This is a genomic window from Marinifilum fragile JCM 15579, assembly GCF_001310955.1.
Classification (GTDB): Bacteria; Bacteroidota; Bacteroidia; order Bacteroidales; family Marinifilaceae; genus Marinifilum; species Marinifilum fragile.
Map to the genome: position 1 here is coordinate 19908 of NZ_BAZX01000034.1, position 15881 is coordinate 35788.

13 protein-coding genes are annotated in these 15881 nt (G+C 34.3%); 6 read left to right on the forward strand and 7 right to left on the reverse strand.

Annotated features, from left to right (window positions below):
• The first annotated feature begins 113 nt into the window (after positions 1-113).
• From JCM15579_RS17575 to JCM15579_RS17585, 3 genes are all read left to right on the forward strand, one after another.
• Positions 114-1373: a tetratricopeptide repeat protein gene (locus JCM15579_RS17575; protein ID WP_172677464.1), complete on the forward strand. Its 1260-nt coding sequence runs from the start codon at positions 114-116 to the stop codon at positions 1371-1373.
• 229 nt (positions 1374-1602) lie between these two features.
• Complete coding sequence (locus tag JCM15579_RS17580) at positions 1603-2331, forward strand: hemerythrin domain-containing protein (protein WP_054722215.1); 729 nt, start codon at positions 1603-1605, stop codon at positions 2329-2331.
• A gap of 9 nt (positions 2332-2340) precedes the next feature.
• A complete protein-coding gene (locus tag JCM15579_RS17585; protein ID WP_083464751.1) occupies positions 2341-2934 on the forward strand; it encodes a response regulator transcription factor in 594 nt (197 codons plus the stop codon).
• On the opposite strand, the gene JCM15579_RS17590 is transcribed toward JCM15579_RS17585, so the two are convergent.
• From JCM15579_RS17590 to rlmH, 3 genes are all read right to left on the reverse strand, one after another.
• Positions 2935-3711, reverse strand: coding sequence for an MBL fold metallo-hydrolase (locus JCM15579_RS17590; protein WP_054722219.1), 777 nt, complete (start codon positions 3709-3711; stop codon positions 2935-2937).
• On the reverse strand, positions 3711-7376 hold the full coding sequence (locus tag JCM15579_RS17595) for a sensor histidine kinase (RefSeq protein WP_054722221.1): 3666 nt from the start codon (positions 7374-7376) through the stop codon (positions 3711-3713). The genes JCM15579_RS17590 and JCM15579_RS17595 overlap by 1 nt, the downstream gene beginning before the upstream one ends.
• A gap of 82 nt (positions 7377-7458) precedes the next feature.
• Positions 7459-7932 carry a 23S rRNA (pseudouridine(1915)-N(3))-methyltransferase RlmH gene (rlmH, locus tag JCM15579_RS17600; protein ID WP_054722223.1) on the reverse strand — a complete coding sequence of 158 codons (474 nt, stop codon included), beginning with the start codon at positions 7930-7932 and terminating at the stop codon, positions 7459-7461.
• Positions 7933-8138: 206 nt separating this feature from the next.
• On the opposite strand from rlmH, the gene JCM15579_RS17605 reads away from it, so the two are divergent.
• Complete coding sequence (locus tag JCM15579_RS17605) at positions 8139-8540, forward strand: DUF4783 domain-containing protein (RefSeq protein ID WP_054722226.1); 402 nt, start codon at positions 8139-8141, stop codon at positions 8538-8540.
• Here the strand turns inward: JCM15579_RS17605 and ung are convergent, their stop codons facing one another.
• Complete coding sequence (ung, locus tag JCM15579_RS17610; RefSeq protein ID WP_054722228.1) at positions 8541-9209, reverse strand: uracil-DNA glycosylase; 669 nt, start codon at positions 9207-9209, stop codon at positions 8541-8543.
• A gap of 257 nt (positions 9210-9466) precedes the next feature.
• Here ung and JCM15579_RS17615 point away from each other — a divergent pair, with 257 nt between their 5' ends.
• A complete protein-coding gene (locus JCM15579_RS17615; RefSeq protein WP_054722231.1) occupies positions 9467-10792 on the forward strand; it encodes an ammonium transporter in 1326 nt (441 codons plus the stop codon).
• Between the two features lie 76 nt (positions 10793-10868).
• Here JCM15579_RS17615 and JCM15579_RS17620 read toward each other — a convergent pair whose 3' ends face one another.
• From JCM15579_RS17620 to JCM15579_RS17630, 3 genes are all read right to left on the reverse strand, one after another.
• Positions 10869-12374, reverse strand: a complete 1506-nt coding sequence (locus tag JCM15579_RS17620) for a glutamine synthetase family protein (protein WP_054722233.1) — start codon at positions 12372-12374, stop codon at positions 10869-10871.
• A 505-nt stretch (positions 12375-12879) separates the two neighbouring features.
• Entirely contained in the window at positions 12880-13608 is a 729-nt protein-coding gene (locus JCM15579_RS17625) for a DUF6515 family protein (protein WP_054722235.1), read from the reverse strand.
• Between the two features lie 234 nt (positions 13609-13842).
• Positions 13843-15204: an NAD(P)/FAD-dependent oxidoreductase gene (locus tag JCM15579_RS17630; RefSeq protein WP_245625973.1), complete on the reverse strand. Its 1362-nt coding sequence runs from the start codon at positions 15202-15204 to the stop codon at positions 13843-13845.
• A gap of 359 nt (positions 15205-15563) precedes the next feature.
• Between JCM15579_RS17630 and JCM15579_RS20335 the strand changes: the two genes are divergently transcribed.
• Positions 15564-15722: a hypothetical protein gene (locus JCM15579_RS20335; RefSeq protein WP_157471541.1), complete on the forward strand. Its 159-nt coding sequence runs from the start codon at positions 15564-15566 to the stop codon at positions 15720-15722.
• Positions 15723-15881: the final 159 nt, after the last annotated feature.

The window sequence follows — 15881 nt, forward strand, 5'->3', positions numbered from 1 at the left end:
TATCAACCGATTCAGAATTTCTGAGTCGGTTTTTTTTGATCTAGGGGTTAGAATTATTTCAAAAAACTAATCTTTTAGTTTATATTTATATGATAATTATAAATAACAACCCAATGAAACAATTTATTTTTACCCTAATACTTACAAGTATTTTTTTCATCCCCAATGCATCCTCACAACGTACTAATAAAGTAGACCAGTTGCTTTTTAACGGAGAATATGAAAGTGCCATTCCAATTCTTAAGCAAATGATTGCTAAGGATAGTAGCAATAGTAAACTATACTTTCGTTTGGGGAAAGCATATCAAAATCTAAACCAGTATGTTCCTGCAATTGAGAATTATCAAAAAGCACACAAGTTACATCCCAATTCAACTGCAACATTATTTAATTATAGCAATTGCCTTTATTCATCGGGAAATTATCCTGAATCTCAAAAACTACTATTAAAACTTCAAGCTGTTGATTCAATGCATTATCAAGGCAATTTGTTATTGGCAAAAACCTATGCTAACCTTAGCAGTTACCGTGAGGGTTTGGATATCTATGAGAAATTAATTGAGCGCGACTCTTTAAATCCGTATTTGCACAAGCAAGCTGCCAATTTGAAGGATAAAATGCAGAACTACATTGGATCATTGGCTTCTTATTTAAAGGCGTATGAACTTAACTCCAAAGATTTATCGGTAATTCTTAATGTGATTCAGAAGTTTTATGAAATGCAAGGCTACGAACAAGCTTTGGATTTTTGTAATAAAGGACTAGAAACTTATCCTAACAACCATTTGATACAAAAAAAGAAAGCCCAGTGTTTGGTAGGTTTGGAGTGGTATGAGAATGCTTTAAATATTTATAAGGACCTTGAGACGAGAAAAAAACTAAACCTAAGCGGATACAAACAATTGGGAGTTTGTTACATGCAGACCAGACAATATGAAAATGCCATTAAGTCATTTTTAGCTTGTGGCGAAACTTTTGAAAAAGATCCAATGCTTAATTTTTACTTGGGTGTGTGTTATTCTCGTTTAGATGATAATGAAAAAGGAATAGAGTATTTGAACAATTCTTTAGTTTATATTACTCCTCCAATTAAATCATCGATACATTTGTATTTGGCAAAAGCATATAATGCCAATCGTGAATTTGAAAAATCAGTAATTGAGTATAAGAAACACTTTGAAATGGATAATTCAAATCCGGAAGTGTTATATGAAATTGCAACTACTTATGAGGAATTTGGTGATAATAAAAAGAAAGCACTGAAATACTATTCGCAATACATCAGAGAAACAGAAGATATTGGAGGTGAGCGATACGAGTATGCAAAATCAAGAATCCTTCACATTAAGGAGAAAATTCATTTCGAAAAGTAGAAGAATACCTAATTGTTGGTATTGCGAACACACGTTAAGCTGACTAAGTTTGTATTGACTTAAAAACAAGCTCCCGAGACTGAGGCCAAATGAATTTGAGAAATCTTTTGCCATAATATTTCTTTTTAGTGTTTTTACTCATTTGGTTTCGGTTTTCGATTGCTTTTTTACTTCATGTCTCAATAGATCTCCAAAATTTTACTAATTTAGATTAAATTTAAATACGAGTATGCATATAAAGAAAAGTATGAAAATGGCAGATGTGATTCAAATGAATTACATGCTGATACCTGTTATTCATCGTTTTGGAATAGAATTGGGATTTGGAGATAAAACAGTTGATCAGGTTTGTAAAGAAAATGAAGTTGATCTGAACTTTTTTCTACAGTTGGTAAATGCTTATCACGATCAGGATTATTTTCCTAAGGAGGAGCTTCAAAGTATCCCAGTTCGTGATATTGTAGCTTATCTAAAAATGACTCATGCCAGTTATTTAAATAATACAGTAACTGATATTGAGCAAAAAATTAAAAGTCTGGAGTTGGAAGGTAGCGAAGACAAAAAGTACATCGCCCTAATTAGAAACTTTTTTGAAGGATACAAATCGGAGCTTACAGAGCACATTATGCGCGAGGAAGATGTTGTGTTTCCATATGTATTGGCTGTTGATGAAATAATAAAATCAGAAAAATTTACTGACAAGAATAAAAAGGTTTTTGAATCATTCTCGATTGTGGAATACGAGGAAGAGCATGATGACATAGAGGAAAAACTGATGGATCTGAGAACCATCATGATTAAATATGTTGCTCCGCCTGCAAATACCAACCTTTATCACAGTATTATTCAAGATTTATTTAGGCTAGAGGAAGATTTGAATTATCATTCCAGAATTGAGGATAAGGTTTTAATTCCGAAAATTATTTTAATGGAAAAATCGATTAAGAACCTGTTTTAATGCTCATTTATGCCTAGAATTTCTATACTAATAGCAGAAAGTACTTGTTTGATTCGAAAAGGACTTGGCGCGGTAAGTCAAAAGCTTGAGAATGTTGAAATTCTTCAGTCTGTTTCGAATAAAATGGAGCTGTGTGATATTGTGAACAGGTTAAAGCCTGATATTTTAATTGTCAACCCTAATATGCTTGATTCAGATTGTGAAGATTTGAAAAAGCCTTTTATCAAGGCCAATAAAATGAGTCTGGTATTGATATCGGATGACAAGTCAATTAAGGACAAATACCATGCGGATGCTTTTATTCACCATAAGGATAATCAATCTAAAATTATAGATGTTTTGGAGGAGATAGTGAATAAGAAGGCAGAAAACAAGCGAACTAATAAGTCCAATGAGACTCTGAGTTCACGAGAGCAAAATATATTGAAACACATTGCCCTGGGATTAACCAATAAAGAAATTGCTGATCAGTTGTTTATAAGTATACATACAGTTGTTACTCATCGAAAAAACATAACCCAAAAGCTTGGAATTAAATCTGTTTCTGGGTTAACTGTTTATGCGATTCTGAATAATTTAATTACCATGGATGAGGTGAAGTAATTACAGATCTAAAACTACACCAGAGGCCAATTCTAATAGATTAAAGTGTCTTGCAAATTCATGGCGGACTTTAAAACTTGTACAATGGGTTGGCCCCAGAATTTCTATATTTTCAGATTTAAGATATTCGATTGTCTTCATGGTGAGTTCATCGATTTCCTTTAAATGAAAACCTCCAATTACAGCATAAATAGTATTGACCCCGCTTACTTTTTTAGCATATTCAACCGTATTACAAATGCCTGAGTGGGCACAGCCGCTAATCACAACTAAGCCTTTATTGCTAGTGATGGCAACTGCTGAATCATCCGAGACAAAATCGGGCGATCCATCAGGTAGTAAAAAAGGACTTTCTTTCGATTCAAAATCATTAGATCTAGGAATTTCTCCCAAAAACAAGATACTATCAGAAATCCATAAAGGTTTTTTGCTTTCCTTAATTCTAAAATTCTTCGAAAGTTCATCTTTGCTGGTGGATAAACCTACATGAGTGTTATTTCTTTTGCGATGTCTGGTAATAAAACAATCCGGATGTAGAATCAATTCTTTATCTGTAAGGTAAATTAAACCATCTCCATGATCCCAATGTCCATGACTTAGCACTACAGTATCGATATCAGAAAAATCTTCACCCAACTGTTTGGCATTCTTTGCAAATAATTCGTTTGGGCCTACATCGAATAAAATTTTCTTATCGGATTCGATAAGAACCGAAAATCCATGAACCGATTCAAAACCTTCAGCTGCATTATTATCTAGTAATATTTTCAGTTTCATTATTCCTCTCGTCTTTTAGGAATTTTAAGGTTAAAACATGAACCGACTCCTCGTTCCGAATCTACCCAAATTTCACCTTTTGCGTTTTTAACGATGTTTTTAACAATGGCCAGACCTAATCCCATTCCTCCCGATTTGGTGGTGAAATTAGGATAAAATAACCTTTCCATTATATCATCGCTAATTCCATTCCCATTGTCAATAACACAAGCTTTAAAGTATTCTTTTTCTTCTTCAAGCTCTACAATTACTTGTCCATTTCTATTTTCAGGAATAGATTGAATGGCATTGTTTAGCAAATTTACAAACACGCGAATAAATTGCTCTTTATCCACAAATACATTGGCTGTTTCAATTCCGTTTAGCTGAAGTTTTAAATCTAGTTCATCGTTTCTAAACAAGGAAACAACATGATGTAATATATCAACAAGATTCAAAGGTTCGTTATTTGCCGTTGGCATTTTTGCGAAGTTTGAAAAGGCTGTTGCAATTGAAGACAAAGCATTAATCTGTTCTATTAAAGTTTTGCTTACTTGTTTCAAATGCTCTTCTCTGTTTTCCGATTTTTCTTCAAAGCGTTTTTGCAAAAATTGAATGCTTAGCTTCATTGGAGTTAAAGGATTTTTAATTTCATGAGCAATTTGACGAGCCATTTCTCTCCATGCAGATTCTCTTTCCGAGCGAGCCAATTTTTCTGCACTTTCGGAAAGCTCAGCCAGCATCTGGTTGTATTCATTAATTAGACTTCCAATCTCATCATCTTTTGAATATTCAATTTTTTCACCGTACGAACCAAATCGAGTCGCTTTTAACCTGTTTTGAATAATTCTTAGTGGATATGTAATCTTATTGGAAATAAAAACGGAAAGGAATATGGCCAACAAAATCATGAATACATGTAAGTTAACTCCTGTTAAAATCAGGTTGAACATTTCTTTTTCCAGCTCCTGACTTTTTGTGAAATAAGGAAGGTTTACAAATGCTATAATTTTGTTGTTTTCGTCGACTATGGTTTCGTAGGCCGATAAATACGACATTGTACCAATTTCTTCCTTGTGAATGAAACTTGTTTTTTCTTTAAAAAACAATTGGTAATAGGCCGCAAAATTCATTTTGTTATACTGTAATTTCTTGTCAAATATTTCACGACGTGATGAGGTGATTAGTTCTCCTGATAAATCATACAAATGAATATCTGCATAAATTAAGCTGGAAAGTCTGCGCAGGCGATCGGTTAAAAAGTCTACATTTAAGTTTTCGCCTAAGCTCGAAGTTACTTCTTGTTTTACCAATTGTAATTTCTCTTCTAGTTTTCTGTTATTTAGTTCTTCTGTTCTTTCAATTGTATAATAAACTGTGCCACCTCCTAACAGTAAAAAGAATAGCATTAACAATCCAACAATTGAGTATTGTATTCTATACTTAAAGCTCATGTTGAATTTAAATTTCCATGGGAATCGGCTCAAAAGCCAAATAAACATGCCAAATAAGTACAGGAATACAAAAATGTATGGAACGGTTATTACTTTGTTATACCAGTTGACAAGAGGATAGCTGACCACAACTGTATTGTTATCGAAATGATAGACGAGATGGTCATAATCGTCCAGTTTTACATGGAATGATTTCTCTTTATTGGTTCCAAATACCTTCTCATTCATATAATAATTGAATTTCCCTGAGGAAGCAATCAATTTACCATCACTATATTTTCCATAAGAATATTCATTCCCTCTTTGTTTTAGAATCACTTTTTCATCCAGTAATAAGTCTGGATATCCAATCCCTTCATTGCCAAGTTTGGAATCAAGGCGAATAAAAATCCGAACCAAGCCCATTCTTTTGGTTTTAAATTCGAGTTTTCCCAGATAGGAAACCATTCCATCAAAATCATTCAAATAATAAAATTTTGTATTTGGAATTTTTTCACCCGATTGAAGAATCATCTCTTCGAAAAACTCAAAACAATTTCTGACATTATTGTCTGGTTCAATACTTAGATCGTCAGATTCGTTACAGATTGTGATTTGGTGATAATACTGATCCCAATATCCTGAAAAGTATCTATTTTGAATGTGATCCATTATGCGTACTTCATTTCTAAAAGGATGCTGACACATTTGTTTCAAGCTCTCATCGGAATCGAGACTTTTTTGTAAGTGAACCAACAAATTTTCGGAAGTAGGGTCATATTCGGTAGAAAGATTCATTGCCGTTACCAATCGATTTTGTGCTTCCTTCTTCTCTGATAGCACATTTATTATTCCAGTTACAGCTATGGCTACAAATAATAGTAAAATAATCATTAATGAGTAGTAGCTTCCTTTTGCAGCTTTATAGCTTGCAAATCCAACAAGTAACAAAATGATTAATGGTAAGATTAAAAAGAGATAGCTTTGAGGTTCGAATGAGTATAGAAAAAGATATGCGATAGCTGGAATAGAAATTGCAAATACGTATATCAAGTATTTCCACAAATTCCATCTTGATCTGGATAAGGCAGCAATAAGGTAAGCAAAGTGCCCTAAAGAATACATTAGTAAAAGTAAAATCAGAAATCCAACAAAAACATAAATTCCATAATCTTGAAAAACAAACATTTGTAGACTGAAGCTAGAATCCAATACCAAACTACTTACTAATCCATGAATCGAGTAAAAAAATACCCAATACAGTATTAAATACAAAACAAACAGTATGCTTGCTCCTGTTTTTGATACTCCTTTAAGTAGATGATATTTACATCCGTATGATGAGTAGGTATAAATGAAAAGATAAAGGAATAGAACATTCAGCAAAAAGTCTCCCAATGATGGAAAGAAGAATGAGCGTGCATATAGGGTTGGCGAGAATATTTCCAAATTGGAAAAGACATCTGGGAAGGAGTATTGTATCATCAAATATCGAAGACATAATAATGATATTCCCCAAATAAAAAGTGTGCTTAAGCCAATTTTCACATTTCTAATTTCCAGAATTTGGATGCTAATCAGAATTAAAAGCAGGAGTATGAAAATAGCATAAAAAGCTCCAATCCGATTTTGAGCTTTTGGAGCACTGTAGCCATAATTATTACGCTGTAATGAAAACAGAAAGTTATCATCTTTATCAAAAATCGGAACTCCATTTTCTCGATCTAATGATATTTCAAATTCAGCCGGTATATCAAATTCACGATCGAAATGATTCTTCAAATACTTATTCTGGTAGGGATAAATCTTTTTAATAAGAAATAAACCATACAAATCTATGCTGTCTAGTTGTTGTCTTTGGATATAGTACCAGCCATTTTCGAATCTTTTAACACTTCCGTGAGATTCTTTTAGACTTTCCGGTTTTGGGACTATGAATGAGTTATCACTCCAAAACCCTAAGCTGTCGCCTTTAAAGGCTAACAAAACAAAACCATCTTTCTTTAAATCATGCTCAAATTCCGTAAAATTATTGTATTCACTTAATCCGCCATTTTTATTGACAATTGCATTGCGTAACTCATTTAAATCTTTCTTTAGTGAAGGTTCTTTTTTACTAAAAACATTTTGAATTCTTTTTGCTGATTGCAGTAAGCTATCTTCACGGTTAAAAATATAATCGGAAGTGAGTGCCAATCCGAAAAATACCAGTACTGATATTCCTAGAATGTATTTGAGAAGTTTATTTTCCAATGCTGATAGTTTTGAAATTTAGGTTTGGATTAACAAATTTCATGCTAAACCTCTCACAAATTAGCATAATTCAATTAAACCATCAAACATGATGATAAGGTTCTCCTTTTAGAATGGTCATAGCACGATAAAGCTGTTCAATAAAAATCATACGAATCATTTGGTGTGAGAATGTCATTTTCGATAATGAGACCTTAGCTTGAGCTTTTTTGTATACCTCTTCTGAAAACCCATAAGGACCACCAATTACAAAAACAAGATTTCGAGTTCCACTAATCATTTTCTGTTCCATAAACTTCGAAAATCCTACAGATGAGAACTCTTTGCCATTTTCATCTAATAAAATTAGTGTGTCTGTAGGTTTTAGTTTCTCTAGAATTAATTCGCCTTCTTTTTGTTTTTGTTGACTTTCAGAAAGATTTTTTGTGTTCTTTAAATCGGGAATAATATTAAATTCAAACGGAAGGTAATGCACCAAGCGTTTTTGGTATTCGTCAATACCTTTTTTTACAAAGTCTTTATCTGTTTTTCCAATTACCAATAGAGTTGCTTTCATAAGTATCTGTTTATCACGATATGGTAGTTCCAATGTTATTAAACTTAAATCCTTGCAATACCGCACTATATCATGTCTTTCATCAGCAGGGCATAATCAATTATCTGCTCGAAATCAGGTTCTCGATTAGATTTTTTTTATCTTGCGGTATGTTTTTCGCACAGAATTTGTGTAAAGGTAAATGATAATGAATTAAAACTATTCAGATGAGAATTATTAAATACATATTTATTGGAATTCTATTTGTTCTGTTTTCTGCAACTGATGTAAGTTCGCAAACGCAGAATGATTTGCCTAAAAACCTAATTCTGGCTTTCAAACAAGGAAATTGTGAGAATTTATCCAATTATTTTAGCGATAGAATTCAACTTTCGATTCAAGACAAAGAAGGCAGTTACAGCAAATCTCAAGCAAAACAAATACTTGATAAGTTTTTTAGAGACTATCCACCAACTGATTTTAAAAAGAAACATGCCGGGGGTAAAACCGGTGCAAGATATGCCACTGGAGAATTAATTACCAAAAAGGGAAGTTTCCGACTAAGTTTTCTCTCGAAGAAACAAAACGGAAAATTCATTATTCACCAGCTCCATATAGAAAAAGATTAATTAAAGGCTCCAATCAATTGGGGCCTTTCCCTTGTCTTGCAAATATGCATTGGCTTTGCTAAAATGTTTGTTTCCAAAAAATCCCCTGTCAGCCGAATAGGGTGACGGATGAGGTGATTTCAAAACCAAATGTTTTGATCTGTTAATTTGCTCTCCTTTTTTCTGGGCATATGATCCCCATAGTAGAAAAACAAGATTTTCCTTTTCTTCTGAAAGACATTTTATAACTGCATCGGTAAACTGTTCCCAACCCTTGTTTTGATGCGAACCAGCTTGGTTGGCTCTTACGGTAAGTGTTGCATTCAATAGCATTACACCTTGTTCACTCCACTTTTCGAGATTTCCACTATTTGGCATGTTTAATCCTAAGTCTGAATTGATCTCCTTAAAGATATTCTGCAAACTAGGAGGGAGAGCAACACCATTATTTACTGAAAAGCATAAGCCATTAGCCTGTCCAAACCCATGATAAGGATCTTGTCCAATGATAACCAGCTTTACATCATCAAATGCACATTTATTGAAGGCATTAAAAATTAATTTTCCTGGCGGATAAATTTTCTTGCTTTGATACTCTGTTTTTACAAAATGAACCAGGCGTTGGAAATACTCTTTCGAGAATTCACCACTTAGTTTTTCCTTCCAGGATTCTTCAATTTGTACATTCATATTTTAAAAAATTTCTTTCGAAGATAGCATCCATAAAAATTATACACAAATCTTCATAAATTACAGGTAAATACAATTATCCCCTATTTTGAAATGGGGTGCAATCTCCATAAAATACATTAAAAACCAAACACCCCCTATCTGTAGGTTGTTCTATTGTGAAAAAATGTGTATTTTTGAATCGCAAGTGTAAAATTTGACGGACCACAATTCATAATCACACCTTTCTGTTTATTTTACCCTTAAATCTAATACAGATGAAAAACAGTAAAAAGTGGTTTTACGCCTTACTATTGTTAGTATTGGTGTCGATTGTGGGAATCTTTGTCCCGGGAATTGAATTTGGATCAGGCGATCCTAACATTGTAGCTGGAGATGTGGCGTGGATGCTTACTTCTACTGCTCTAGTACTCTTAATGACTCCAGGTCTTGCATTCTTCTATGGAGGAATGGTAGATCCAAGAAACATTATATCTACGATACTACAGAGCTTTGTATCAATGGGAATTGTAAGTATCATTTGGATCATATGTGGATTTAGTCTGGCCTTTGGCGACAGTATAGGGAAAGAAGGTTTTGGCCTAGTAGGGAATCCTTTAACCTTTTGGATGTTTAAAAATGTTGGGGGACTAACACATCCTGAAATGGCACCTACCATCCCATTCGCATTATTTGCTTTGTTTCAGTTGAAGTTTGCCATTATAACCCCAGCTCTTATTACAGGATCATTTGCAGGTAGAGTGCGATTCCGCTCCTATATGATATTCATTAGTCTATTTACAATATTTATTTACGCACCATTGGCACACTGGACATGGCATCCTAATGGATTCCTTCGTAATTTAGGAGTGCTAGACTTTGCAGGAGGAACGGTTGTGCATATGTCCGCAGGTTTTGCAGCATTGGCAGGAGCAATGTTTTTAGGAAAAAGAACCAAATCAAAATACAACGAGAAACGATCAAACATTCCATTCGTTCTGCTTGGTGCAGGAATGTTATGGTTTGGTTGGTTCGGTTTTAATGCAGGTTCAGCATTGGAGGCCTCATCAACAGCTGTACTAGCTCTTCTTAATACCAATACCGCATCAGCAGCAGCCATGTTAACATGGATTTTCCTAGACGGAGCAAGAGGTCATAAACCTTCGGGACTAGGAGCTGCAATCGGGTTGGTAGTTGGATTGGTAGCAATAACGCCTGCTGCAGGATTTGTAACTGTTGGAGCTTCAATAACAATTGGGGTAGTAGCATCAATTATTAGTAATTATGCCATTACTCTTCAGGGAAAAACTTCATTGGATGATACTTTAGATGTATTCCCTGCTCACGGAATGGGAGGAATCACAGGTATGATTTTAACCTCTGTTTTTGCACAAGAAGTTGGATTAATTCATGGTGAACTTAGAACATTCTTAATGCACATGTTGACTTTGATTGCTGTAGGAGTATTTACATTTGGAGGTTCTTATCTTCTATATTGGTTAACAGATTTGATGGTTCCATTAAGAGTTTCTGAATATTCTGAGAAAAAAGGGTTGGACGAATCGCAGCACAATGAATCATATTCTTTTGCATATAAGGATTAACTCTGATCAAATCTCCAATAATAAAAAAGTCCCGTAAATAATGTTTACGGGACTTTTAATTTCTAATATAATTCTATTACATGCAGTGCATATATTTTTCAACGATTTCCATAATCTTATCTACATTGCCCAAGATTCTGTCATTTAAACCATTATCTTCGTATAGTTTTAAATTCTTGGCAACAGAATCGATTGTTCCTTTTGGGAAAACTCCATTTTTCTCGAAAATTCCTCTCTTCTCCAATAGACAATCAGCACTTTCCCAACAGCAAGTTGGTAGTTGTTCCAATTTCTCTAATTTTTCTTTGTAATGTGGAGCGAAAATATCAACATCAGCATATAATTCTTCAGCTTTTTGCAAGCTGTTTTCCATTTGCAATCCATGCTGTCCTGCAACAATTAAACCTGCCATCAATTGATACATATCTGCAGATCCATCAGGAACTCTGAATTCGAATGTTTGCTTGTTTGAGAAATCTCTTGGATCGGCATCCTGTTGTGGATTCACATCCTTAATCATATCAGTAGCGCCAACCCATCCAAGAGGAACACGTACCAATACAGATCTGTTTCTATCTCCCCAACATACATATGTAGGAGCTTCTTGATGAGGAACTAATCTTAAATATGAAGTTGGAATGGTGTTCCCAAATGCTGTTAATGCACCCGAAAGATCCATGATTCCGGCAATCATCTTCTTAGCAGTATCACTTAACTTGCCATTCTCGATACAGATGTTTTTGCCATCTTTTTCAACTAACATGTGAATATGAAGACCACTACCTGCTTTACCTACAGTGATTTTTGGTGCCCAGCTTACCAATGCACCTTCTCTTGCAGCTAGCATTCTAACAATCCATTTTGCAATTAACAATTGTTCTACTGCATCTTCAGCTTCTACTGGCAAGAATTCAATTTCATGTTGCTCATATCCGTCATCACCACTGGTAAAACTTCCTACCTCAGAGTGACCGTATTTGATTTTACCACCACATTGAGCAATTAATACCATTGCTTCGCGACGTAAGTTTTCCCATTTTGTAAATGGTTGAGAGCTGTGATATCCTTTTTGATCAACATCTGGGTAAAGTGTATGATTTGGACTTTTAATATAGTACTCTAACTCACCCATTGCTTTAAACTTAAGACCTGTGGCTTTCTCAAATTCTCTGTTTGCCTTTTTAAGAATGTACTCTGGAGCACTTTCAAGAGGCTTTCCTTCTGCAGTATAGAATGAGCAAAGAATATCCAAACTTGGAATTTCAGAGAATGGATTAACAAATGCAGTTTTAAATCTAGGAATTACATATAAATCACTTGATCCTGCTCCAATATATGAGAACAAGCTTGATCCATCAACACGTTCACCTGTCGATAAAATACTATCAAGATGATCTAAACCAGTTATAATAAAGTTTAGTGTTTTTAACTTTCCATCCTCAGCGATATAGCGGAAGTTGATCATTTTAATATCATTCTCCACTATATATTCAATCAAATCTTCCTTTGTAAACTCCGAACTTGGTTTTTTAAGAAACTGAACCAGTTTGTTAGGATCTAATTTATAATCTTCCCTAGTCATAATACCGCGTTTTATAAATATTTGTTGTTTTTTCTAGTTGTTGTGATAAAAATAGATCTGAACCCATCCATTTTCCAAAAAGTTTTGCATTTTTAGAATAACTATCAAAAATCTTTCAAGAGGTCAATAAAATCAGGAGGTTGGGAAGTTTTTATTCTTTTTGGGGACAACAAAAAAAGCTGTTTTGCAACAGCTTTTCGAAACCGTTTTCGACGGTCAAATTTTTATTTTTTTCAAGCACCCCCTTTTTAGAGGTGATCTTCATTTGGAATCATCATTTTTTATTTCATAAATCCTCTTTTTTATTGAGGTAGCATCTGAAAGAAAATATTTAGATTTTAGAAATGCCCTATTTTTAGTCAACCTATCTGTAAAACGTCATTTTTTCTCACTAAAGGGGTGTAATTATTTAAAAACTGATGCAATTTTTGGTGTAATTTAAAATCAAACCCCTTTATTTTTACTTTTAGGTTTTGCTGTTCAAATCAATACTGTTAAATAATTATTAGAATTGTATTGAAAAATGAATTCCTTCTGGCATTGAAACCAATCTAAATCCTTTTCTATGTCTCTCGAAACACAAATCTCCATCGGTATAATAAACTCCTCCATGAACTTTGACTCTATGACAATCATTAGGCAGATGAGAAAAGTAAACCGTGCTTGGAGCCTCCACAAGAATAAAACCTAACTCAGGATAGAATCTATAATAACAGCCATTGGTATAATAATAATCACCACTTTGATGATGAATTACTCTAGGTTCACAAGAAAATCTCCAAATTACTTGACCATATTTTGAATGATTGTAACAGCTATGTCCATGTTTATTATAGTAGTATTTGTGTCTGTAGTAAGGTTCTTGATGCCTGTGATTAGCTCTGTAATGATCACCATGATAATGTCTATATTCTACATGTCCAGGTTTGTGATATTTATGCCCATTGTGTTTCTTGTGTGCATTATGATTGTTTTTATGGTAATGTGATTTGTTGTTATTGTATTTGCTATCATGTCTTTGTGATCTGTGATCATCATTATAGTTGTATGAACTTCGTTTAGATTTGTTTCTATTGTTATTTTCATCAAAAGACTTATTTCTTTTTCTTTCCTCGTAACGGGTAGCCTCTTCGTTATAAGATCTTCTTTGAGCAAATAAACTTGTTGTGTATGTAGTAAGTGTTGAAACCAATACTATACTGGCAAGCAACCTGTAATATTTTGTCGTTCTCATAGTTTTGGTATTTAATGGTGAAAGCCATTCTGCTCTCCGTTGAGTGGCAGTAGCAAACTATTACAGTCTGCTAATGTTTCTGGCAAAATATCGTCATCCTTTGGTAGGGATGAATCCGTAAAGTAAATAACCGGTATACTTTGATAAGATCTTTGCAAAGCCTGTGCCAAAAATTAAAAAAGTGCCGAATTGCTTTATATTCGGCACTTTTGAGGATGTAATATTTTAATTTTTTTAGGCTATCATACTATCAGTTTTCATTTTTAGGCTGGCCTTATCGGTGAAACTTCTTTTTTTAGGTCGAATTAAAACTCTCAATGATTGATCAGAGGTAAAATAATTCCACACCCAATTGATAAGAATGAAAAAACGATTCTTTACACCAACAATTGCCATCAGGTGTACAAACAACCACAATACCCAGGCAAGGAATCCTTGCATTTTTATTCCAGGAAGATCAGCTACAGCTAAGTTTTTTCCAATGGTAGCCATCGAACCCCTGTCTTTATAATGAAATGCCTTGAGATCCTGATTCTGTAGCAATCTTTTAAAATTCTTTGCCAAATTTCCTGCTTGCTGAAGTCCTACCTGCGCAACTTGTGGATGCCCATTTTCAAATTTCCCTTCGATCTGGTAGGCAAGATCTCCAATTGCAAAAACATTATCTATACCTACTATTTTATTATATTGATCTACCTGAAGTCTTCCAGCACGTACACTCGCATTTTCACTGATCCCTTTAATAGGACGTGCTGCAACACCAGCTGCCCAAACCATGGTGTATGATTTAAATTCCTCATTATCATCCAAACGAATGGTTAAGCCATCGTAATCAGCAACCCTTGCATTGGTTCTAACAATCACACCAAGTTTTTCGAGAAATTTCTGAGCTTTGGCCGATGCCTTTTGTGACATTCCATTCAATAATTTATCAGAAGCCTCGAACAAGTAGACATTCATTAGGCTAAAATCAAGCTCAGGATAATCTTTCGGTAGAATTTCAGATTTCATTTCTGCCAAAGCTCCAGCCAACTCCACGCCTGTTGGTCCACCTCCTACAAGTACAATGTTCATGTAATTGGCTGCTTTTTTCGGATCTGATTCATTCAAGGCTTTCTCGTAATTCCTTAAAATTGAGTTTCGAAGAAAAATTGCCTCTGAAACAGATTTCATAGGAATGGAAAACTCTTCGATATTTTTATTTCCAAAGTAATTGGTACTAACCCCTGTTGCCAATACCAGATAATCATATTTCAATTTTCCCAAACTGGTATAGATCTCATTTTGATCTGATTTTACCTCTAGTAAATCAGCCATTCGGAAATGCACATTGCTTTTCTTCTGGAATATCTTTCGCAAAGGAAATGATATAGAACTTGGCTCGAGCCCTGAAGTTGCAACTTGATAAAACAGGGGTTGAAACTGGTGAAAGTTATTTCGATCAATTAAAACCACCTGGTATTTTGTGTTGGCCAATTGCCTTGCCAACTTTAGGCCTGCAAATCCACCACCAATAATTACTACTCTGGTTTTCCCGTTCTCGGGTATGTGTTTTATGGTATCCATATTAGTATTTGTATTAAGAAAATTTGCCATTTTATCCGTCTCTTTTTACCTATTCGGATTTAAGACTCCTTTATCTTTTACAAATTAAAGAATAATTTCTTTAATATTCTAATCATCTATCTATTTCAACCGATTGCGTGTGAAAATTTATTTTAAAAGCAGTTAAAATCATCGTCAATTCTTTCTGTTTTTGGCTAAATTCTATCAAAAAAAATATCGGAATTAATATTTGTAATCTCTGATTATAATCTACAAAACATTTTCTTCTTCTGTAGAGACGTAGCACTGCTACGTCTCTACTAACTACTACTACTAAATGAATTCTCCTTTATGCAAAAGAGACACTCTTACTTCCCAAGTGCACAATCATACCTTTTAATGTTTGCCTCATGCCTGGTAAAAGCATCGTTCTACCTGTCAAATGTACGGTCAATCCTGTTATTGGAACCTTACAAGCGGGGAAATGCATGCTAATTTCTGCCAAATGCATTGCATTTATTAACATTGGGCGTGCGGATATCAACAAAGAGCGTGCAGTTGACAGGTAGAACGATACCGTTCGCAGGTCGTACGGTGCGGTTATCAACACGAACGATGCACTTATTAACAAATACTGTGCGGTTGGCAGGTCGTACGGTGCAGATGACAGGTCGTACGCAAACATTGACTGGTAGAACAGGAACATTAACAGCTCGAAGACTGATGCA